This window comes from Aeromonas sp. Prich7-2 (assembly GCF_017939255.1).
Taxonomy (GTDB): domain Bacteria; phylum Pseudomonadota; class Gammaproteobacteria; order Enterobacterales; family Aeromonadaceae; genus Aeromonas; species Aeromonas caviae.
In genome coordinates, this window is the sequence record NZ_JAGKRI010000072.1 from 13,361 (window position 1) to 35,140 (window position 21,780).

General features: G+C 59.2%; 22 protein-coding genes and 1 other annotated feature. Of the genes, 4 read left to right on the plus strand and 18 right to left on the minus strand.

What is annotated here, in order from left to right; genetic code table 11:
* Position 1: 1 nt before the first annotated feature.
* The 15 genes from J9892_RS13445 to J9892_RS13515 form a co-directional block, all read right to left on the minus strand.
* The gene (locus J9892_RS13445) at positions 2-544 is read right to left on the minus strand and encodes a chalcone isomerase family protein (protein WP_210538470.1); all 543 of its coding nucleotides are present in this window, start codon (positions 542-544) and stop codon (positions 2-4) included.
* Complete coding sequence (locus J9892_RS13450; protein ID WP_010673326.1) at positions 501-719, minus strand: TIGR02450 family Trp-rich protein; 219 nt, start codon at positions 717-719, stop codon at positions 501-503. The genes J9892_RS13445 and J9892_RS13450 overlap by 44 nt, the downstream gene beginning before the upstream one ends.
* Positions 716-1,195 (minus strand): DUF2878 domain-containing protein, encoded by a 480-nt coding sequence (locus tag J9892_RS13455; RefSeq protein ID WP_210538471.1) that lies wholly within the window; start codon positions 1,193-1,195, stop codon positions 716-718. Before J9892_RS13455 ends, J9892_RS13450 begins: the two co-directional genes overlap by 4 nt.
* Positions 1,196-1,197: 2 nt before the next feature.
* The gene (locus J9892_RS13460) at positions 1,198-2,454 is read right to left on the minus strand and encodes a cyclopropane-fatty-acyl-phospholipid synthase family protein (protein WP_202041089.1); all 1,257 of its coding nucleotides are present in this window, start codon (positions 2,452-2,454) and stop codon (positions 1,198-1,200) included.
* A 106-nt stretch (positions 2,455-2,560) separates the two neighbouring features.
* A complete protein-coding gene (locus J9892_RS13465) occupies positions 2,561-3,340 on the minus strand; it encodes a DUF1365 domain-containing protein (RefSeq protein ID WP_042017709.1) in 780 nt (259 codons plus the stop codon).
* On the minus strand, positions 3,337-4,596 hold the full coding sequence (locus J9892_RS13470) for an FAD-dependent oxidoreductase (RefSeq protein WP_210538472.1): 1,260 nt from the start codon (positions 4,594-4,596) through the stop codon (positions 3,337-3,339). The genes J9892_RS13465 and J9892_RS13470 overlap by 4 nt, the downstream gene beginning before the upstream one ends.
* Positions 4,593-5,327, minus strand: a complete 735-nt coding sequence (locus tag J9892_RS13475) for an SDR family NAD(P)-dependent oxidoreductase (protein ID WP_109421947.1) — start codon at positions 5,325-5,327, stop codon at positions 4,593-4,595. The genes J9892_RS13470 and J9892_RS13475 overlap by 4 nt, the downstream gene beginning before the upstream one ends.
* Positions 5,324-5,752: a nuclear transport factor 2 family protein gene (locus J9892_RS13480; protein ID WP_010673320.1), complete on the minus strand. Its 429-nt coding sequence runs from the start codon at positions 5,750-5,752 to the stop codon at positions 5,324-5,326. The genes J9892_RS13475 and J9892_RS13480 overlap by 4 nt, the downstream gene beginning before the upstream one ends.
* 1 nt (position 5,753) lies before the next feature.
* Positions 5,754-7,178, minus strand: coding sequence for a deoxyribodipyrimidine photo-lyase (gene phrB, locus J9892_RS13485; RefSeq protein WP_210538473.1), 1,425 nt, complete (start codon positions 7,176-7,178; stop codon positions 5,754-5,756).
* Positions 7,175-8,062 (minus strand): MerR family transcriptional regulator, encoded by an 888-nt coding sequence (locus J9892_RS13490; RefSeq protein WP_113069793.1) that lies wholly within the window; start codon positions 8,060-8,062, stop codon positions 7,175-7,177. Before J9892_RS13490 ends, phrB begins: the two co-directional genes overlap by 4 nt.
* A gap of 139 nt (positions 8,063-8,201) precedes the next feature.
* Positions 8,202-9,146: a DUF523 and DUF1722 domain-containing protein gene (locus J9892_RS13495; RefSeq protein WP_010673317.1), complete on the minus strand. Its 945-nt coding sequence runs from the start codon at positions 9,144-9,146 to the stop codon at positions 8,202-8,204.
* Between the two features lie 173 nt (positions 9,147-9,319).
* Entirely contained in the window at positions 9,320-9,949 is a 630-nt protein-coding gene (locus tag J9892_RS13500; protein ID WP_039041374.1) for an outer membrane beta-barrel protein, read from the minus strand.
* A 178-nt stretch (positions 9,950-10,127) separates the two neighbouring features.
* Entirely contained in the window at positions 10,128-10,682 is a 555-nt protein-coding gene (locus J9892_RS13505; protein WP_010673315.1) for a DUF3157 family protein, read from the minus strand.
* Positions 10,683-10,770: 88 nt separating this feature from the next.
* Complete coding sequence (locus tag J9892_RS13510) at positions 10,771-11,634, minus strand: hypothetical protein (protein WP_210538474.1); 864 nt, start codon at positions 11,632-11,634, stop codon at positions 10,771-10,773.
* A gap of 114 nt (positions 11,635-11,748) precedes the next feature.
* Positions 11,749-12,348 (minus strand): HAD family phosphatase, encoded by a 600-nt coding sequence (locus tag J9892_RS13515; RefSeq protein ID WP_210538475.1) that lies wholly within the window; start codon positions 12,346-12,348, stop codon positions 11,749-11,751.
* Between the two features lie 191 nt (positions 12,349-12,539).
* Positions 12,540-12,673: a sequence feature (Phe leader region), on the plus strand.
* Positions 12,674-12,711: 38 nt separating this feature from the next.
* Here J9892_RS13515 and pheA point away from each other — a divergent pair.
* The gene (gene pheA, locus J9892_RS13520) at positions 12,712-13,884 is read left to right on the plus strand and encodes a prephenate dehydratase (protein ID WP_010673312.1); all 1,173 of its coding nucleotides are present in this window, start codon (positions 12,712-12,714) and stop codon (positions 13,882-13,884) included.
* A 669-nt stretch (positions 13,885-14,553) separates the two neighbouring features.
* Here the strand turns inward: pheA and J9892_RS13525 are convergent.
* Positions 14,554-14,979, minus strand: coding sequence for an LPP20 family lipoprotein (locus J9892_RS13525; protein WP_010673311.1), 426 nt, complete (start codon positions 14,977-14,979; stop codon positions 14,554-14,556).
* An 88-nt stretch (positions 14,980-15,067) separates the two neighbouring features.
* On the minus strand, positions 15,068-15,688 hold the full coding sequence (locus J9892_RS13530; RefSeq protein WP_010673310.1) for a FlgO family outer membrane protein: 621 nt from the start codon (positions 15,686-15,688) through the stop codon (positions 15,068-15,070).
* A 265-nt stretch (positions 15,689-15,953) separates the two neighbouring features.
* On the opposite strand from J9892_RS13530, the gene J9892_RS13535 reads away from it, so the two are divergent.
* The 3 genes from J9892_RS13535 (at position 15,954) to J9892_RS13545 (ending at position 19,676) form a co-directional block, all read left to right on the plus strand.
* Positions 15,954-17,108: a flagellar assembly protein FlgT gene (locus tag J9892_RS13535; RefSeq protein WP_210538476.1), complete on the plus strand. Its 1,155-nt coding sequence runs from the start codon at positions 15,954-15,956 to the stop codon at positions 17,106-17,108.
* A 346-nt stretch (positions 17,109-17,454) separates the two neighbouring features.
* Positions 17,455-18,996, plus strand: a complete 1,542-nt coding sequence (locus J9892_RS13540; protein WP_171280225.1) for a tyrosine-type recombinase/integrase — start codon at positions 17,455-17,457, stop codon at positions 18,994-18,996.
* Positions 18,997-19,277: 281 nt separating this feature from the next.
* A complete protein-coding gene (locus J9892_RS13545) occupies positions 19,278-19,676 on the plus strand; it encodes an antitoxin Xre/MbcA/ParS toxin-binding domain-containing protein (RefSeq protein WP_223936746.1) in 399 nt (132 codons plus the stop codon).
* Positions 19,677-20,366: 690 nt separating this feature from the next.
* On the opposite strand, the gene J9892_RS13550 is transcribed toward J9892_RS13545, so the two are convergent.
* A complete protein-coding gene (locus J9892_RS13550; protein ID WP_171280222.1) occupies positions 20,367-21,485 on the minus strand; it encodes a hypothetical protein in 1,119 nt (372 codons plus the stop codon).
* Between the last annotated feature and the right edge of the window lie 295 nt (positions 21,486-21,780).

The window sequence follows — 21,780 nt, forward strand, 5'->3', positions numbered from 1 at the left end:
ATCAGGATTGGCCGCGCAGACGGCGGGTCAGAGCGGGATCCCGGCTGTCGTCAGTCAGCCAGATAGCAAGAAACGCGGGGGCGAAGGCGGGATCATCAAGAGAGCCAAGGAGGCGATCTCGCAACCAGAAGTGGCCCGTGCCTTGCTCGTCCACATAAAAAACCAGCTTGTCGCCGGGGGCGACATCCGGCCAGAGCGTGGCCAGTCGAGCCAGCCAGCGTTGGCGCTCACTCTCGCTACCAAGGCCGAGCCGCTGCCACTCGGCGGCGGTCGCCTCCAGCAGATCCTGGCGCTCGATGGCCCTCGCGTAGGTAATGCTGAGGGCCTGCGGGTAGCGCCCCGGCTGATAGCGGCCGCTCTCGCTGTAGAGGGTGGCGTCATAGAGCTTGAACCAGAGCCAGCGCATCTCCCCCTGTCCCACGGTACGCAGCCCCTGCCAGGGGGCGGCAATGCTCTGGGCGGTCGCAAACAGTGGCAGGCTCAAGGCCGCCAGCAGCAGACTAGTTCCACCCCATGTGCCAACGGGCGGGATCCTCCAGTTCATGCCAGTCCATCTCCTGTTCCTGCAGGGTGTTGATATCCTGCATCACCACGCTCGCCAGATGCCCCTGGGCATCGCGCTGGCAGGCCACCACCAGGTAGAAACGCTCGGCCAGCTCGCACTGGCCATCCCTGGTCCACTTGGAAAACAACAAGGTGTCGGTCGAAAAGGTGTTCATCTCGTCTCACCCTCCAGCTTGACCGTTACCCACAGGAGTACGGGTAACCACCACATCCAGATCACCGCCAGCAGCACTGCGCTTGTCCAGATGCCCCAGGGTAAGTTTACTGCCCCCATGGCGGCCCCCGCCATATAGGAGGAGGCGCCCCCTACCATGCCGAACAGCCCCTGTTGCCAGCGCGGCAAGAGGCGAAGCCAGGGAAGGCCGTGGGAGAGGGTCAGGGCGAAACCGCACCAGAGCAGCAACAGCCAGAGCGGAAAACCGGACGGAAAGTGAAACAGGCCGAGGCGCCAGAGCAGGATGTCGAGCAGGCAGCCTGCCAGGGCGACCGGGATGAGGCGCCAGTCCTGCCCACGGCAGGGGGAGAAGAAGAAATGGAGCAGCAGCATCCCGAGCAGCGGGCCCGGTTGCTGCCATCTCACCGCCAGCAACCAGTAGAGGTTGAATCCCAGCAGGTGGGCCCACTGCCACATGATCAGCGACCGCTTGCCGGCAAGTCCCCGGACCAGCCATGGGGCCCCGGCTTGGCCGCCTCCAGCTGCACCAGGCTGATGGCCCGCTCCCAGAATCCCCCTTCACAGTAGGCGAAATAGAAGTGCCAGAGCCGGATGAAATCCTGGCTGTAACCGAGCTTGGGCAGCTCCGGGGCCAGTGCCAGGAAGCGTTCGCACCAGTGGGCCAGGGTACGGGCATAGTGGTGGCCGTGATCGTGCAGCCGTACCAGCTGCATGTCGGTCTCCCGCGCCAGCAGACCCGCCATCTGGGAGACGCAGGGCAGGCAGCCTCCCGGGAAGATGTAGCGCTGGATGAAGTCCACCCCGCGCAGATACTGGGCGTGGCGCTGATCGGCGATGGTGATGGCCTGGATCAGCAGGCGTCCGCCGGGCTTGAGCAGGCGCGACAACTGGCGGAAATAGTCGGGCAGGAAGGCGTGCCCCACCGCCTCGATCATCTCGATGGAGACCAGCTTGTCATAGCGTCCCTCCAGCTTGCGGTAATCCTCCAGCAGCAAGGTGATGCGATCCCCCAGCCCCTCCCGCTCGATCCACGCCTTGGCATAGTCGTGCTGGGCCTGGGAGATGGTAGTGGTGGTGACCCGGCAGCCGTAGTGACGGGCCGCATAGACGGCGAGACCGCCCCAGCCGGTGCCTATCTCCAGCAGATGGTCGTCCGGCCCAAGCTCAAGCCGCTCGCAGATGGTGCGCAGCTTGGCCTGCTGCCCCTCCTCCAGGGTGGCGTCCGGGTGGGGATAGATGGCGCTCGAATACTGCATGTGATCGTCGAGAAAGCCCTGATAGAGGGTGTTGCCAAGGTCATAGTGGGCGGCGATGTTCGCGCGCGAACCGGTCAGGGTATTGCGATTGAACCAGTGGCGCACCTTGTTGAACGGGAAGCTGAGCCAGCCGAGGCGCCGTTCCAGGGCGTCGAGCAGCGGCAGATTGCGGGCCAGCAAGCGCACCAGTGCCACCGGCTCCGGGCTGGTCCAGAGACCCTCCACCCAGGTCTCTCCTGCGGCGATGCTCCCCCCCAGCAGCAGGCGGCGATAAAACGCCGGATCCTGTACCACCAGCTCGGCATGCAGGTCGCTGCCCGCCTTGCCGAAACGGTGGCACTCGCTGCCGTCGTGGAGCACCAGCTGGCCCTGCTCAAGGCGCGCCAGCAATTTGAGCAGCAGTTGCTTGGCCCCCTTGTCGATGAAAGAGGCAGAGAGGGTTGATTGAGCAAGTTCCATTAGCGGCTCTCCGAATGGGTCAAGAGTGGGGTCGTTCGGTTGGGATGAACCCGCACCATGGGCTGCTGACAACACCAGGAAGCGGAGTTAAACGGGTGTGTCAGCGTCACGGGCGGCTCTCCGGATGGGTGAAGACGGGGGTGCGTTTGATAAAAAGGCGCAGGGCCTGCCAGTAGATCCCGAGCAGCACCTTCAGGGTCATCCAGGGCCAGCGAGCCAGCAGCGCCGCCAGCCCCTTGCGCGACAGCGGCGCGCGGCGCAGGGCCAGGGTGGCGTCAAACAGCTTGCTCTCACCGGATACGGGGTGGCTCTCGATATGGATCAGCGCCTCCTCTTTCGGCGCCCGGATGCGCCAGTGGTAGCGCATCCCCAGCCCCATGAAGGGGGAGACATGAAAATCCTTGTCATGGGGGGAGAGCGCCGCCAGATCCAGCAGGTAGTAGTGGCGCTCGTTCCAGGGGGTATTGGAGACCTCCGCCAGCAGGTAGCGGGTCTCCCCCGCCCGATCGCAGAAGTAGAAATTGACCGGGCTGAAATAAAACCCGAGGCAGCGCACGTTGCCAAGGAGCAGCACCCGCCCGCCGGGCTCCGCATCCCCCCCAAGGGCCGCCACCTTGTCCCAGACCGCCTGCTTGAGGGGCCCTTCGCTGCCCCGCAGATAGTCCTCGCGGCGAAACGAGAGCAGTCCGGCCCGCTCCACGGCAAACCAGCGCCCCTGCTCAAGCCCGGGCAGTTCGTCCAGATCCAGCCCCAGCATGAAGAGGCTGTATGAAAAAGCGTGGGCCCTGGGGGCGAAGCGGCGATGGCGCACCGAGCCTTGCCAGATGGCGCTGATCCCCTCCCCCATTCCCTCGTCCCCTTGCGTCAAGGCCGCGGCGCCGCTCATAGCTCGGCCCCGAAGCGTCTGGCCACGTCCAGGGCGCTGCGCACCCCGTCCTCGTGAAAACCGTTGTACCAGTAAGCCCCGCAGAAGTGGGTGCGCTGATGGCCACAGATCTCGCCCCGTCGCTGCTGGGCGGCGATGGAGCCCTGATTGAATACCGGATGATGATAGACGAAACGGCGCAACACCTTGCGCTCGTCCACCCGTCCACGGGGATTGAGGCTGACGCAGAAGGGCGCGGGGGAGCTCACCCCCTGCAGGATGTTCATGTTGTAGCTCACCAGGGGGCGCGCCCCGTCATCCTCACCGAGCTGGTAGTTCCAGCTCGCCCACGCCTTGCGGCGCATCGGCAGACAAGAGGCGTCGGTGTGCAGCCAGACGTCGTTGGCCTGATAGGGCATGTTCCCGAGGATGCCCCTCTCTCCGTCGCTCGCATCCGCCAGCAGGGCCAGGGCCTGATCGCTGTGACAGGCGAAGATCACCTCGTCAAAATGGGCCTCCTGCCCCTGGCTGGTGACCACGACGCCATCCGCCACCCGGCGCACCGCCTCCACCGGGGTAGCGAGGCGGATGCGCGACTGCCAGCCCGCCGTGAGCGGCCCTATGTACTCTCGCGAGCCACCCGGGATCACATACCACTGGGGGCGGTTCGCCACCTCCAGCAGCCCGTGGTTGGCGAAAAACCGCAGGAAGAAGCTCAAGGGGAAGGCACGCATGTCCGCCAGGGTGGAGGACCAGATGGCCGCCCCCATGGGCAGGATGTAGTGGCGGGCGAAATAGTCGCTGAATTTCCCCGCCTGCAGGAAGTCCCCCAGGGTCAGCTCGGGGGTCAGCTCCCGCTGGCGATGCGCGGCCAGCCAGGCCCGCGCCTCCCGGTTGAAGCGCAGGATCTCAGCGACGAAGCGATAGAAGCGCGGGCTCAGCAGATTGCGGCGCCGGGCGAACAGGGTATCGAGGTTGTGGCCGTTGTACTCCATCCCCTCGGGACTCTTGACCGAGAAGCTCATCTCGGCGGGTTGGCGCCCCACACCGATGCGCTCCAGCAATTTGAGGAAGTTGGGATAGGTGCGGTCATTGAAGACGATGAAGCCGGTGTCGATGGCATAGTGGCGCCCAGCCTGTTCCACCTCCACGGTGGCGGTGTGGCCTCCCAGGGTCGGCGCCGCCTCGAACAGGGTGATGTCATGCAGCTTGTGGAGCAGAAAACCGGCGGTGAGACCGGAGATACCGGAGCCGACGATGGCGATCTTTTTCTTCATGAAGGGCGTCCTTTCGAAACGAGTGTGCGGCCAAGGCGCAGCCAGAGCCCCGTCGGCAGAGCGCCGAGCAGGCGCAGCAGCCAGATGAAGCGACGGGGAAAGTGGATCTGGTGGCGACCGGCGGCAAGCCCCGTCATGATGGCGCGGGAAGCCTCTTCCACCGTCACCAGGCAGGGCATGGGAAAATCATTCTTGTCGGTGAGCGGCGTCTGCACGAAGCCCGGGCGGATCAGGGTCACCCCGATGCCCTTGCTGGCCAGATCCAGGCGCAACGTATCCGCCAGATAATCGAGGGCCGCCTTGGAGGCGCCATAGGCCTCCGCCCGTGGCAGGGGCAGCCAGCTCACCGAGGAGCTGACGATGGCAAGCCGTCCACCCGCCCCCAGCCGTGGCAGCAAGGCGGCCAGGGCGTTGCCGGTGGCGATGAGGTTGGTCTCGATGACCCGGGCAAACAGGACGCCGTCAAAGCCTTCTGCCGGATCCATGTATTCACAGTTGCCCGCATTGAGAATGAGCAGGTCGAGGGCGGGCAGGCTAGCGGCCACCCCGGCCATGGCGGCGCTGTCGCGCGCATCGAATCGCAAAGGGGTGATCCCCAGGTCGGTCAGTGCCTGCAAGCGCACCTCGTCCCGGCCACAACCCCACACCTGCCAGCCGGCGCGCCGATAATCCAGCGCCAGCTGGCGGCCGATGCCCGAGGTGGCCCCGGTGATCAGCACCCGGCCGCTCATGTCCCCAGCCTCCCCTTGATGGCCCGTACCACGGGCCCCAGCAGCGGCAACTGCTCGTAGAGCATGGCCCCGAGATCGAAGTAGTCCCGGTGCAGGCACACCTTGCCCCAGGAGTCGAACGTCAGCCGGGTGGCACCCTCGACCCTGACGGCCCGGCCACCGGCAATCCTGGGGTGGGAGAAGGTCATGACCCAGGCGAGCCAGGCTTCGTTGCCCGACTGCTGCTGACTCGTTATCTCGAAACTGCACTGGGCAAGGCGCTCATAAAGGGAGGAAAAGTAGCGGGTGAGCGCGGCCAGCCCCTCTATCCGGTGCGCAGGATCGATGAAGAGCACCTCATCGGCATAGACCTCCGGCAAGCGGTGCAACTGATGTTTGTCCAGTTGCAGGTAGAGGATGACAAAGCGGGCCAGCGCGTCATTCATGCTAGTTTTTCTCCAGTTCGCGGAACATCTCGATGGCCCTCCCCCGTGCAACGGCATGATCCACCATGGGGGCCGGATAATCCTGCCGCCCCTTGAGCCGCAACCAGTCGTGGGGCTCGTGGAGATAGGCAGCAGGCACATCCGCCAGCTCAGTGACCCAGGTACGAATGAACTCCCCTTGTGGATCAAATCGTTGCCCCTGGGTGGTGGGGTTGAAGACCCGGAAATAGGGCGCCGCATCGGCCCCGGTCCCCGCCGCCCACTGCCAGCCGCCATTGTTGGCCGCCAGATCCCCGTCGATGAGCCGACTCATGAAGTAGTCCTCCCCAAGCCGCCAGTGGATATGGAGATCCTTGGTGAGGAAGCTCGCCACTATCATCCGCAGCCGGTTGTGCATCCAGCCGGTGGCGTTGAGGCAACGCATGGCCGCATCGACCACGGGGTAGCCGGTGCGCCCCTCGCACCAGGCGGCGAAGGCATCCGGATCCCAGCTCCACGGCAGGGCCGCCGTCTCCGGCTTGAAGGGGCGGTTCATGGAGAGGCTCGGGATCAGCACCAGCAAGTGGCGGTAGAACTCGCGCCAGATGAGCTCGTTGAGCCAGACGAAACCGGGTTGGGCCTTCGACTGGGGCCGGTAGCCGAGACGCTGCTGCAGCGCCCCCACGCACTGGCGGGCACTGATGATGCCCGCCGCCAGATAGGGGGAGAGCACGGAGGTGCCCGCCAGCGCCGGAAAGTCCCGGGTCTCGCCGTAATCGAGCACCGCCTGATCCAGAAAAGCGTGCAACCGGCGGCTCGCCTCGGCCTCCCCCACCGGCCAGCGGGTGTCCGGCGTCAAATCCCCCAGCCCGTCGTCCACCCACTCCCGCTCGGCCAGGGGCAGCCACGGCAACCGCTCGCCGCGTGGTGCGGGGGCACGGTGAATGACGAAGCCATCCTCCTCGAGAGCCTTGAGCCAGGCGCGGCTGAAGGGGGTGAAGACCTTGAACATCTCCCCCGACCCGGTCAGCACCCGACCGGGCGGCAGCACGCAGCAGCCGTTGAACCAGTGGCTGGTCAGGCCCTGCTCCCCCAGCGCGGCGCTGACGGCGTGGTCGCGGCGCAGCTCGTCAATCTCGATGGCCTGGTTGGCGTAGAGCTGGCTCACCCCGAGCTCCCGGCAAAGCGCCGTCAGCGCCGTCGGCACCTCGGCAAAGGTCTCGACCCGCAGCAGATGAAGCGGAATGCCGAGGGCCGCCAGCTCGCAGCCCATGGCATCCGCCTGTGCCAGCATGAAGCGCTGGCGGACCGGGGCCAGCTTGTGCTGCTGCCACTGGGTCGGCGAGACGATGAAGAGTGCGGCGACCGGTTCATCTCCGGCGCAGGCGTGGCGCAGGGCCGGGTTGTCGGCCAGACGCAGATCGTTGCGAAACCAGACCAGCCTCATGACGGTGTTCTCCCGCCCTTGCCCTTCGCCTTGGCAGTGCGGGGCGTCGCACTGACCTCTGCCAGGGTGGCGTGCCAGTTGCGGGCACGCCGCCACGGCTCATCGTAGAGGCGTCCCAGCTCGCCAAAGAAGCGGGTACCCGCAGGCCATTCGGCGGCCTGGTCCTGCTTGCCGAGCCCGGCCCCCAGCAGGATCAGCCAGGGGGGGGTGGCGCGCCCCTCCAGCAGGGTGGCATGGCGGGGCTCCACCGCCCCCAGCAGTTGCACCTCATATCCCTGACCGATGAGCTCATACGCAGCCCAGACAAGATCCAGCGGCCCCACCTGCCCCCAGCTTGCCAGGGTGACGGGGACGCCCTTCTCCTGCTCGATGAGGTGGCGGGCGAAGCGGGTATGCAACCAGCCGAGCCACACCTGTTGCAGCAGCTCGCCATCGGGGCGCTCGCGCCACAGCCCCAGCAGCCGCTCCACCAGGGGCTGCAGCACCCGGCTGCGCACCAGCTCGAAGGGGTAGCTCGCCAGCAGATCGCCAAGCTCGGCCTCCGCCTTGCGCTGGTTGAAGGCGAGCAGCGCCTGGCTGAACTGCTCCAGGGTCTGCTGCCAGTGATCGCTCACCGGCGCACTCTGGGGCTCGCTCAACAGCCCCTTCACCTGACCTATGCTCACCCCCCGCTCCAGCCAGCTCAGGATCTCGCCTATCTGGCGGATGTCCTGCTCGCTGTAGAGGCGATGGCCCTTCTCGGTTCGGGCCGGTTGCACCAGCCCGTAGCGGCGCTGCCAGGCGCGCAGGGTGACGGCGTTGACGCCGGTGAGGCGGGAGACCTCGCGAATGGGGTAGACGCCCTCGTCGGGGAGAGGCGCGGCTGCTTGTGGTTCATCAGACATGAGAGAGTCCATCAGACGTTGGGAAGAGGCCCCGGTCATCCGCCGGGGCCTGCACAGGGGGTTCAGAGCCCGTAGCGCAGCTTGAGCGTGTCGGGATGAAGGTCGAGGTAGGCCTGATCGGCCAAATCCAGCCACACCTTCACAGCCCGTAACGCAATTTCAGCGTGTCGGGATGGGGATTGAGGTACACCTGCTCGGCGAGATAGGGGTTCGGGTACTCGCGCAGGTAGTGGCGGATCAGGGTAAGGGGCACCAGCAACGGGAAGACCCCGGTGCGGTACTTGTCGATGGTGTCGCACAGCTCCTGCTTCTGGGCCGGGGTCAGCACCCGCTTGAAGTAGCCCTGCAGGTGCATCAGCACATTGGTGTGGCTGCGGCGGTTGGCCCGCAGGGTCAGCGCCGCCATCAACCCCTGGATGTAGCTGTCGGCCACCTCCTGCAGGTTGGCCTTGCCAAGGTTGGCGAGCAGGCGCCCCAGCGCCCGGTAGTGGGTGGTGGCGTGGGAGAGCACCAGGTACTTGTAGCGTGAATGGAAGCGGATCAGGGCTGAGGCGGTGATCCCCCGGGCGCAGAGCTGCTGCCAGTCGTGGTAGGCGAAGACCCGCAGCACGAAGTTCTCCCGCAGGATGGGGTCGCACAGGCGGCCATCTTCCTCCACCGGCAGCAGGGGGTTGGCCTCCATCAGCGCCTTGGCGAAGAGGCCGACCCCCTCCTTGGCGCTCCCCTCGTTGTTGGCGCCATAGATGCGCACCCGCTCCATGCCGCAGCTGGGGGATTTGGCGCAGAGGATGTAGCCGGAGAGGAAGTCGAGCTGGCGTGCCTTCTGCTCGCTGAAGGCAATCAGCTTGTCGGTGACGTCGAAGCTGCCGTTGCTTGCCTCGGCCCGCACCTCGCCCTGGCGCTTCACCAGCCGGATGGCGGCGCGGGGTGCACCCAGGCCAATGGCCATCTCGGGGCAGACGGGGTGATAGTCGAAATGGGCACCCAGATCCCGTTCGCAGAAACTGGATCGTTTGTGGCCCCCGTCGAAGCGCACTTCCTGGCCGAGCAGACAGGCACTGATACCGACCTTAATCTTGTACATGATGAAGCCCCTTGTATAAGCCTTGAGTAAGTTATAGCAGTTATACAAAAGATTGGAAGCTGTATAACTATTGCGAACTGATACGGCCAGGGGGCGGCGGGCGGATCAGCCCCCATAAAAAAAACCCATGACCGAAGTCATGGGTAAAGGTGAAGACCCTGCAGGAAGGATGATCAGAAGCTGTATTTCACACCCAGGCTGGAGATGGAGCCTTTTTGCAGATCCCAGTTGCGATAGGTGTAGTCGGCGGTGAGGGCCAGGTTCTGGGTCAGCTTGTAGGCCGCCCCCGCCTTGAAGTCGTGCATGTCGTCGGTCATGTTGGCGTAGCGATAGCCGGTGGAGAGCTCGACGGCGCCGATGTCGTAGCGCAGACCCACTTCTCCGTAGAGGCTGCCGCTCTTCTTGCGGGCCAGGGTATCCCAACCGGAGTGGTTCACGTCGGAAGCCAGCTCCCGTTCCAGGCTGTAGCCCATCAGGCCGGTTTCACCGTAGAGGTTCAGGCCGGTGCTGAGGGGGGTGTAGACACCCATCCCCAGACTGGAGATGGCCATGCTGTCGTTGCCGCTGCTGCGGGAGGTGTATTCGCTGCCGATCCGGCCATAGACATTGCTGGTGAAGCTCTTGGAGAGATCCAGGCTCAGGCCGCCGAAGTCGCGGTTCTCCCCATCCTTGCCACCGATGTAGTCAGACTTGGTGTGGGCCCAGGTGGCAGAGCCCTTGGCATAGCTGAAGGCATCTTGCGCCAGGACGGAGGTGGAAGAGAGACCGGCCAGAACCAGAACAGACAGTGCGATCTTTTGCATTTTGTTGACTCCATGGGTTGAGTTAGGCGGACCTAACTGGAATGGAGCCATTGTGACGGGCAAAGGGGGCAACGCCGAGGAGCAAGCTGTTGCCAAACCATGTCAGATGTAAGCGGATATTGCTGGCGGTTACCGGTGCAACACTCTGCGGGGGAGCGAGGGCTCCCCCGCCGTCATCCTAGCGGAACTCCACCTCGTCGATCTGCACCCGCACCAGCGGCTTGCCGGTGAGGCCGGCGGGTCGTGCCAGCTCGATGGCCCGGGAGGTGCGTGCCTCCCCCTTGCGCAGGTAGGAGTCAGGCAGGCGGTTCTCCCCGACCCAGAAGCGCACGGGCTCGCTCGAGAGCTGCACCCCGTCGGCGCTGAACAGGGTCAGGCTGCCGTTGACGCGCACCACGTTGCGACTGCCGGTGTTGCTCACCACGAACTGCAGGCTGAGGGGATCGTCCCCCGCCACCTGGTCCAGCTTCACCGTGATGCCGTCCCGGGTCGCCTGGGAGAGCAAGTCGGGATGGGCCATGGCCTGCTCGGTCAGCACCGGGGCCGCGACACTCGCCGTCACTGCCTGACCGGCTACCGTGGCTGCCGGCTTGACCAGCAGGTATTCCCAGGTGAAATCGTCATTGAGTTGCACCTGGCGACCATCCGGCAAGGTGATCTGGTGCAGGGGAGCCGCCTCGGCCAGCAGAGGGCACAGACAGAGGGCGACCAGCAGTCGGGAGAGGGGTTTCATGGGCAGGCACTCGATAAAGGATGCGAAGGGAGCAGTATAAAGAGTCGCGCCCTCCTTGCCTATGACCCCCCTCACGTTACGCCCCGACTCAGATGACCAGGGGGTGGGGATCCTCCAGCGTGGCCAGATCCAGGGTCACCAGATCGAACTGGGCACTCCTGAGGGCCTTCTGGATGGTGGGCTGCATGTCGAACACCAAGGCCCGCAGCCGTTCGGGCACCCGGATCCTCGCAAGGGTGGTGACCCTGTCACCCAGGGTATGGAAGAAGACCTGGGCTCCCCCCAGCCCCATGTCCACCAGCATCTGCTCGGCCATGTCGACCATCCGCAGGTGCCGCCTGTCCAGGGAGGTCATATCGACAAACCGCCGGCTCAGGCAGGCCTCCCCCACGTCTCCCCAGAGCGCCAGTTGCCGCTTGTGAAAGCCGTAGCGAAAATCCCGGTTGGTCATCCCCTGCTCGGCAAAGATCCAGAGGGTGTTGGCGGGCAGGCTGTGGAATCGGCGCAGGTACTCCCGCTTCTCCTCCACCGAGGCCGACATCAGCAGCGGCGGGCCCTCTTCATGTTCGAGCTGCTGGCAGAGGTAGCGCACCGGGTCGGTCACCTCGGCGAGGTGGCCCAGGTGCGCGCTGAAGATCATCTCGTCGGTCTTGAGCACCTGATGGGGGATGCCGTAGTGCCGGCAGTAGCGCTGTGCCCTGGCCACCGACTGGCGGCTGAGGGTGGGGTTGTCCAGGGTGATGGCGCGAAATCGCACCCCGCTGGCCCGGCACAGATCCATGCTGTAGCAAGATTCCTGTCGGCCGGAGAAGGAGACAAGCAGTTCGCTGTAACCGGCCAGGGTGTTGATGAGCCTCTGTTCCCTGGCTTGAAAGGTCTGATCGTATCCCCGATGCAGCGCAACGACATTGGCATCCATAACAACAACTCCGGATGATGAACTGGATACCATTTTGCCCGCACCAAGCTGAATATACACTTAAAGAGCATGGATAAAGCTGTACGTTATTTGCCCTCAATCAAGGTTTTGCACACTTTTTTCGCTGCGAAGCGAAACTGGCTCTCCTCAGGCAGGCAACAACCCCTGAGCGATCAGATGCGCCCGGCACCGGGCCGGATCGGTGAAGATCAGCCCCCGCAGACCGAGCGCCTCGGCCGCCGCCACGTTGGCCGGGCTGTCGTCGATAAAGAGGCACTCCCCAGCCTTGAGGTCGAACGACACCAGCAGATAGCGGTAGATGTCGGGCTCGGGTTTGAGCATTCGCACCCGGGCCGACACCACCTTGCCGCTGAAGAAGCGCCAGAAGGACTGATGCTGCTCCAGCCAGTCGATGCTGGCGTGCCCCATGTTGGAGAGGGCATAGAGGGGGTGGCCTGCACCGTGCAGTTCTTCGATGAGCGCCACCATGGCGGGATCCGGCACAAGGGAGGACGGCACCGCCTGCAAGATGGCCAGATTCTCCGCCATCGACAGGCCGGTGCGCCCCTGCGCCTGACGGGCCATGGTGTGCAGGGAGAGGGTCCCCCTGTCCACCTCCAGCCAGTCCGGGTGGTTGAACAGCTGCTCCGCGATCGCTGTCGCCCCATCAGGTCCGCGCACCCCACTCACGATGGCCACCGGATCCCAGCGCACCACCACCCTGCCCAGATCGAAGATCACCGCCATCGTCTCGTCCTCTCTATGTGTTGTTGCCACGGATGTGGTCACGGCGGTTGCCACAAACAGGGACCAGAACGACGCTCACTCCCCCTCGGCAACCCGAGCCACCACCCTGCCCCGTTCAACGCCCCCGGGCAAGTTTTACTTGCATCGCACCGCCAAATCCCTTAATGGTTATGGCGTTACATTCAGGACACGCCCATGAACACACCATTCTTCTTTGTTTTCTCGTTTACCCGGCCCACATGAGGGAAGGCCCGTCGTCACGTGAACCATTCGCGTAAACAGAAACCAAAGACGAATCGAGCCTCCCCAGCGGAGGCTTTTTTTTGCACCACACACCACAGAATCACTGGATAGGGAACCACCATGGCAACGCTCGACGAGATCAGACACGACATCACCCAGTTGGATCAGGAGCTGCTCGCCCTGCTGGCCAAACGCAAGACCCTCAGCATCGAGGTCGCCCGCGCCAAGCAGGCCAATCCCCGTCCCATCCGTGACCACCAGCGCGAACAGGACTTGCTGGTCGCCCTGATCCAGAAAGGGCGCGCCCTCGGACTGGATGCCCAGTACATCACCCGCATCTACCACACCATCATCGAAGACTCCGTGCTCTCCCAGCAGGCCTACCTGCAGAGCCTGCTCAACCCCCAGCAACAGGAGCCCATGACCAGCGTCGCCTACCTGGGACCGCGCGGCTCCTACTCGAGCCTGGCCGCCCGCAAGTACCTGGCCCGCTACAAGGATCAGGTGATCGAGGTGAACTGCCAGAACTTCCGCGAGGTGCTGGACACCGTGGAGTCGGGCCGCGCCGCCTTCGGGGTGCTGCCCATCGAGAACACCAGCTCGGGCTCCATCAACGAGGTGTACGACGTGATGCAGCACACCACCCTCTCCATCGTGGGTGAGCTCACCTATCCCATCGAGCACTGCATCCTCACCGCCGTGCCCACCGAGATCGAACGCATCAAGACCTTCTACGCCCATCCCCAGGTGTTCCAGCAGTGCTCCCATTACCTCAGCAAGCTGGAAGGAGCGCGCCACGAGATCTGCGACTCCTCCTCCAGCGCCATGATGAAGGTGAAGGAGCTGGCAAGCCCGGAAGCGGCGGCCATCGGCAGCGCCGCCGGCGGCGAGCTCTATGGCCTGGACGTGCTGGCCGAGCAGCTCGCCAACCAGAAGGAGAACTACAGCCGCTTCATCGTGGTGGCGCGCAAGCCCATCGACGTGGCGCCCCAGATCCCGGCCAAGACCACCCTCATCATGTCCACCTCCCAGAAGCCGGGCTCCCTGGTGGAGGCGCTGCTGGTGCTGCGCAGCCACGAGATCAACATGACCAAGCTCGAATCCCGTCCGGTGCAGGGCAACCCCTGGGAGGAGATGTTCTACCTGGATGTCTCCGCCAACCTGCAGACCCCGGCCATGCAGGCCGCCCTGCTGGAGCTGACCAAGATCACCCGCTACATCAAGGTGCTGGGCTGCTACCCGAGCGAAGACGTCAAGCCGACCGCCGTGCCGCCCGTCTTGATGGGAAGCTGATGGGGAGCGGATCCCGCCCCTGCCACACAAAGGCGAGCCCCGGCTCGCCTTTGTGCTCTCTGCGCCCTCCCCGTGAGACGCGGCCCAGTCCCGCCCTTCCCTTCCGGCGTTAAACCGCCCTCCACCCCCTTCCTCGTGGACCCGGGATCCTGGCGCTGCTGTCTCTCCACTCACCATCAGGCCATCTTCCTCCCGTTGCGGCCTCCTTTTGCCGCCTGCCGGGCCTTTCTATCGTTTGGCTTTATTTAACGATATGGTGATATCGTTAGATTTCCCTAAACAAAAAAGGCTGCCATTCCGGCGCCCGGGCACCTCTTGTTCTACTTCAGCCCCCTTTTTCCTCGCCACAGGCCGGATCCCGCCCGGCCATCAAGTCCGTTTCTCCTGCAGAAGACCAGCTCTCCCCCCAAGACGCCAATCCCGGTTATCCTCACCGCAGGCCAGTTATCCCCCAAGACGCCAACCCCGGTTATCCTCCCCAGGCCCTATCCCGTCCAAGGCGCCAACCCCGGTTATCCTCCCCAGGCCCTATCCCGTCCAAGGCGCCAACCCCGGTTATTCCCCGCAGATCCGAGCCCTTTCCCGACCAAACAAAAAGGCGAGCCTGCGCTCGCCTTTGTCTGTGCCGTGATCATCGCCGGGCTCATGCCGGCGCCCCCCGGACCCGCCCTAGAACTGGCCCGCCATCAGCTGGTTCAGGTGATAGAGGTTGCGGGTGTCGAGCTCCAGCTCGGTGGCATAGGTGTTGCCACGGGGATAGGTCGCCACCACCCGGGCACCGCGCACCATGCCCGCCACCGACACATCCAGGGAGTTGGAGGTCTGGGTCAGGTCCTTGTAGCTGCTCTGGCCGCGCACCTGCTGGCCGTTGAGCTGCTCCGCCAGCTCCCGGTAGGCGTCCATCTTGGAGGCGCGGATCGCCTGCAACATCTTCTCGGACTGGGAGGGACCGGGCTGGATGTCGATCACCGCATACCCCACCGCCTTGAGCACCGGGAAGTCATCGGGCTTCTCGCCCACGTCATAGTTCACCACCCGGTTGCCACTGCACGCCGTCAGCAACATGGCCATCAGGCAACCCAACAAGATTTTCATCGCTGTTTCCCCGTTTTCCTGTTCACCACACCCGATGTTTCACGGCTCAATGTCAGCCAGCCCGCTTCACGCTTCATGACGCGCCACCTCAAGGGGTCAGGTTGACCAGATGGCCGGACGGGCTCTGGCCCCCCCGCATCAGGTAACCGCGATTGATGGAGGCCCGGCCAAAGGAGTTGCTGGCACCGGACAAATATTGTTTCGGGATCAGGCTCTGGGCCGTGGTCTCCACCATCTTGGTGCGCAGATCGATGATGCGGGCGTTGACCAGGATCCCCTGCTGATTGCGGCTGAAGGTGCCGGTCAGGATGCGGGAGATGGGCAGCCGGGACGAGAGATCCTTGTAGTTGCGGCTCATCACGAAATCCCCCTGCGGGGTCACCTGGATGTTGCCCGTGGTCTTGAAGTCCACCACCACTTCCCCGCGCCGGTTCAGCTCGTAGATGAAGCTCTCCTCGATCTGCTGCCCCATCCAGTTGGTGTCCTTCAGGGTGTCGAGATCGACAAAGGAGGCGACCGCAATGGGCTCGGTCAGGGTCGTGAGGGACTTGCGCTCCATCAACTGATCCGTCATGCGGGCCACCAGCCAGTTGAGCTCCATCCCCTTCGCCGCCTGGCGAGGGTCTCCCAGCTCCCGATTGATGGGGTCGGCCGACCCGCAACCGACCAATGCCAGCGCCACCGCCAGCACCGTGATAACTCTCTTCATGGATACCTTTCCTGTATCTGCACCTGACCTGTTATCGGTCGCAACCGCCAACACTTGAGGCGGGAATGCGCGCAGGATCCTCGATGATCCCAGGGCAAAGGCGCGCACTGTGCCACCGGAGCCCACCGTACGGGCTCCGGCCAGGGAAGAAGGCATGGTTCTTGCTTTTATTTGGTCACCCGCTCCGGTGCAGACCGGATCTGTGTCCAGGATCCCTGACCCGCCTCACCGGCGGCAGCGGGGTCGCCCACTCAAGGTGTTTGTTATGAAAGTTTCGCTGCTGTTCACCCTGCTGCTGGCCAGCCTGTCGGCCAGGGCCGAACTTATCGAGGCCCAGGGCAGTGCCGCCATTCTGGGGGGCGACGAGGTCTACGCCCGCGAGCAGGCAACCCGGGATGCGCTGCGCCAGGCCCTGCTGGCCAGCGGGGCGTCCGTCTCCAGCATCCAGCGCCTGGAAAATGGCAGCCTGCGCTCGGAGCAGATCCAGATCCGTTCCGGCGGCGACATCCGCCAGTACCGCCTCAAGCGCGAAGAGGTGCGCAACGGCCGCATGTACATCACGCTGGTGGCCGACATCCAGGCCGAGCGCCAGATCTGCCAGACCCAGCACTACGCCAAGGATTTGACGCTGGTACGCCTGCGCATGCGCTACCCGGATCAGGCGAGCACCGGCGCCCTGGACGACATGCCCGCCGATCTCTCCCGCCGCCTGTTCGAGACCTTGGCGGCAGCCCCCCAGGGGGTGGTCGCCCGCCAGTGGCTCGACGAGAACCTGCGCATCGATCCGCTCCACCTGCAGCAGGGGGATCGCAGCGCCCTCGAGGAGATCAAGGCCCTGAGCCTGCGCACCGACAGCCAGTACCTGGTGCTCGGCAGCATCGACGATCTCTCCCTCGAGCCTCAGGGCAACGCCCTGACCAGCTGGTATGAGGATCCCGTGCGCAATTTTCGCATGCAGCTCTACCTGTTTGACGGCATCAACGGCACCCTGCTCGGTCGCAAGGAGTACCAGGGGCGCGCCAACTGGACCTTCTCCAAGCGGGAACAGGTCGGCAGCAGCGGCGGCCGGTTCTGGCAGTCGAGTTATGGCCAGGAGGTGGGCTACCAGTTGAAGGAGGCGGCCCAGGACATCGTCGCCGAGCTTGCCTGCGCCCCCGTCACCGCCCGGATCGTGGCCCAGCACGAGCGCGGTCCCCACATCAATCTGGGCCGTCGCAACGGCGTCAAGCTCGGGGATCAGTTCCGCGTCCAGCACAGCGCCGACTTCGTCGACCCCTACGGCAAGTCCCGCGTGATGCGCAATCCCGCCGACGGCCTGTTCGAGGTGGTGCAGGTGTTCGAGGACGGCGCCGTCATCAGCAGTCAGAACAAATATTCGCCATTCAATGTCCAAATCGGTGATTTGGCCGTATTGGAATAGGAATCAAGGGTTTAAAAGCACAATGCTTCTTGTATAATGCCCGCCACAAGGTTCCCGTAGCTCAGCAGGATAGAGCGGTCCCCTCCTAAGGGATGTTTATTGCTTAAAAATCTATCTAAATAGGCTGTTATAAGATTTTTTAAATATTAGGAATTATAAATATTTCCTTTAAAAACATAGCTTTATAGTTCAAAAAGCATTCATAAACAACCAGGCCGCTTGTTTTGTGAGCGGTGCAATCGATGCCTATTTTGCGCTATTTAAGAGCTATTCACGCCATTCAACTCTACTTTTGCGCTATTTTGCCGCTATAATGTCTCAATAGAACATTTTTCGGTGGTACCTAATGGCTCCCAAAAATCCGGCTACATCCATACGCAAAGAAGAGTTCGATCTTAAGACGCTGCTCCAGGGTCACCCTGCGGCCATAATTAAAGGGAAATTCTCATTCACCTTTAAAGACCAGTACATAGATAGTCTTCCATTTATTAATGATAAAAATAAATGCGTTGAATTAACGCACTATAGTTCTGACGATGAGAAATATAATGAAAAGAACAAACCAAGATTAAAACTAAGAATCGGAAACAGTGTTAAGACATTCTATATTGTTTACGATAAAAATCGGAGGCAGAAAATTGGCAATTGGATGACTCGCACTAAAAGTGGACATTATCCAAAAGGTTTTTTTAGCGTTACACAGGCTAAGGAAGAGTTTAAGAGATTAGTTAGTGATGCTGAAAAGATTAATCCAGAAAAGTGGAAATATCAGTCTTTTACATTGAGAACTTATCTTTTAGAGCATTATAAAAACGACCGTGAAAACAAATCAAACAAGAGGAATTCATTAATCCCTGTTACCGACAAAACAATAAGGGAAATCTCATCTGCCTTTGAACCATGGTTAGACCTCAAGCTATCTGAATTTAATGAAGATCACCCAGTAATATTCAAAAAGTATTGGCAGAACAAAGAAACGCCAATAACATCAGAAACAATGAGGAAATACTATTCCTTATTAAACAGCTTGTTTAATATGTGCGTTACGTGCACCTATTTACCAAAGAATAAAATTGATAGGCATATTTTTCTGTTCCCAAGAAACCCTAAGAGGCCTGTCACAACATATACTGACCCCACAAATGAAGTCGTGGAATTTATTTTTGATGAAGACACTCCAGGTGGTGGGGATTCCAAGATCATAGTTGCAACCATGTTCCTATGCGGGGCAAGAAACTCTGAAATATATAGAAACACAAGCAACAATTTTAATATTAATGATAGATCCATACGTATTCCTGAGCACATTAGTAAAAACAAGGCTGCACGCATTGTTGCTATTGAGTCAGACTCATACTGGAATTACGTAGCGAAATACAAAACTCTAAAAAGCTTGAGTGATCGAGAGGGTGAGTTGATGTTTCCTTGTTGCCGCGAAGCAAAGGCCCCCCATGTAACTTCGAGCCTTTATCAGAAAACTTGGCAGGCAGTTAAAAAAGAGTTTAATTTTCCTAAGATAGGCCGATTATATGATGCCAGACATACTTTTGCCAAAAAAGCACTAGAAAGTGGAGTACCTATTCAAGATTTATCTAAGATCACTGGACACAGCCTCGAAACGCTGATGAATTACTATATTGACAACAATATCAGCCAAGCTACAAGAGAAAAATTAAGGAGTGCAACCAATTCTAATGCAGCTATAAAGGTGCAACAGGAAACGAATTTCCCTCCATCTGTTAATAGCCTATATGAAAGCTATGTTAGGAGATGTATAAAGAAGAATATAAAATATGAACTCTCTACGTTCGTACAAGAAATGAAAGATTTGGGTGACCAAAACCAACTAAATGCAGAGCAAATTTTTTGGCTTAAAGAAATGCTGTAGCTTGAATATAACGCTATTGCTTTTTTGAAATGGATTTGCTGAATGAGGCCATATTTCTAGGTATAGGCCATGAACATGATTCAGTTCGTTCATTCGCTAATGGAGGGGGCGGGTGCCCTCCATATCAGCAACATCAACAATTATAACCAGTGAGGTAACTGTCAGAAAATCTGAACATGGAGTACGATGATGAGAACAAATCATTGTCAATACGGGAACAGTAAAATATGTCACTTTCAGTTTATCAACCCAGTACGCAGGCTAGTTCAGCACCCACCCTTATGACGACTCTCAACATCCCTCAAGATCCACTGAGTGCACATCTCTGGATCATAGCTGGCGTAGCGCCAAGCATCATTCATCAAATTTCCGGACTAGTGATGACTGATGTTGGTGTGATATGCCGCCTTGTGGGCATTAGCCGAGGCACATTGTCACGTAAGGTCAGGAATAAGACCACCCTATCAGTATCACAGGGTGAAAGGGTATACGGCGTTGTACAGGCACTCGACGCTGTTCTCTTCCTCCACAGAAACAATACCGTCAGAGCAATGTCATGGTTACACCGCCCAGCCTGGGGCTTAGGTGGTAAACGGCCAGCAGAGGTGCTGTCGACAGCTTTAGGGGCTCAGGCAGTAATAGTACTTGTAGGACGAATCCAACATGGGGTGTGCACCTAGGGAAGGTGCGAATAAGTCATATGGCACGAGAGCATTTACTGGTAACCCATTGATATTAAATGACTAAAATTTTCATTTTTTGTTCTTGGGATACTTGTTCGCACTTTCCCTAGGGAAGGTGCGAATAAGTCATATGGCACGAGAGCATTTAATGGTAACCCATTGATATTAAATGACTAAAATTTTCATTTTTTGTTCGTGGGATACTTGTTCGCACTTTCCCTAGAGCGAGGTAGCTGATAGGCTAACCCCCCCTTAAGAACGCTTCAAAAACAACCAACCTCATCTTTTTTCGAACTTTTTTCATTTACCCCACTTGAAAAAATCGAAAAACTGTCCATTTACTATTATTGAGAACAATTAAAAAATTTAAGAATTTCAACATTCCGCTGCTTCGCAGCGAAGATAATCCAGATTTTTAATTCCTTCGAGCTAGCGTTCCTTAAAGTAAGAAAATTGCACTTACAATAAGAAATTACTAGAATATAGTGTGTCAACACTCATCTTTTGAGTGAATTATCTTTTATTAAAGTAATTAGCACACCTAACTCAGCAAGATCTAAATGTAGTGCGTGAGAGGCAATGATTATTTTCATGTTTTAACACGCCTCTCACACTGTCGACAGCTGTCGATTACAAATAAAAACTCAACACAAAAGATAAAAAATATCTTTTCTAGTTAATTCCGCCTTAGTCATATGAGCCGTGATCTTCAAATACGATTCCATCATCAAAATGTTCTTGACATAGCTTATCTACGACTCGCTGAGCCTTGTGATGCAAGACCATCTCTAGAGCTGGTAATGTCAGTGCAGGAAAAGTCTGCCCTTGGATAGTGAATGTATGCTTGTCACTACCCGCATGCATATCATAAGTTGTGGATGTATCGACCTCATTTAGGAGATCATACCCAATACTCTCTGCAAGAAGTACCCATATCCAACAACGATATAAGTCTTCCTTTTCATAGTTGCTAATCAACTTGTGCATTGCGTTAATAGACCCTTTTAAAGCAGCTTTAATCCACCAGTAATGTGCATGCTGCATATACCTAGCATCTTCGCATTTGACTGCTACAGTTTCATGATACGTGTAGTCTTTTAATACATTCATATATAAAGAAACATCAAGCCGATGGGTTGACAGTAACTCTATAGCCTCCATATCAAATCTCATCGCTGATTTTTTCAAGTGATGAAGCCAATAAACGTATCGTTCTTTATCTTTGCCAACTAATGAATTAATATCAGCTCCATTAAAGCCACTGGCTATTCTGTACAATTTTTGATGAAGTTCAAAATCGGTAAATGACGAGGCATTTCGGTCTGCAAATGCACTTAACTGGACCAATCCCTGGTGTACTAATGGCGAATTAAATTCATTCTGTTTAAACATATTCATTAATTCCCCAGCATAATGGTCTGAGGAGCTAAAGCGGCTAGCAGTAGTCGAATTAGGAGGAAGTTGACCATGCTTAGTCATGTCATCGTCGTTAACACGACGCCTTAAAATCTCTCTTACACGTAGGCTTATAATACCCGCCTGCACTAACGATGTGGCCAATTTCTGAGCGGCAAGCTCAGGAATACTAATACCCAGAATATTAGCTCTAGCCTTAATTGCACTTACATCCAACGCAACCTGCCATTTCGTATTACTGAGCAGAATCGCATCAGCTTGCAATGACGCGTAAGTACTGTAGCCATAGGCCGCAGCAATCATCTCGTAGATATGACTACGTTTGAGGGAGATGCCTAGTACATCTTTGAGCTCAAGCTGGGTTGTGTGGACGAATGCTTTGATGGTCATGATCCAATCTCCTAGTCCTACCCTGGGGTATACATCGCACGTTTAATCCATCCAAGGTGAGGATTTGAGGTTGAGATCATGTGGCTTGAGAGTAGTAACCATTTTGACTCGTGCGAAAGTCTGGCCGGTCAGCCGAGACAAATCATAACCTAAATAGCTGTTCCGAATAGTAGATCACCGGAGGAAGGGAACTCAGTCCAGTTTGTGCGATCTGATTAGTCGCTAAACAAAACAAGCCACACCCAAAGGACTGAGTTGATGCCTATCCTACCACCTCTGCCACGACCACAACGGC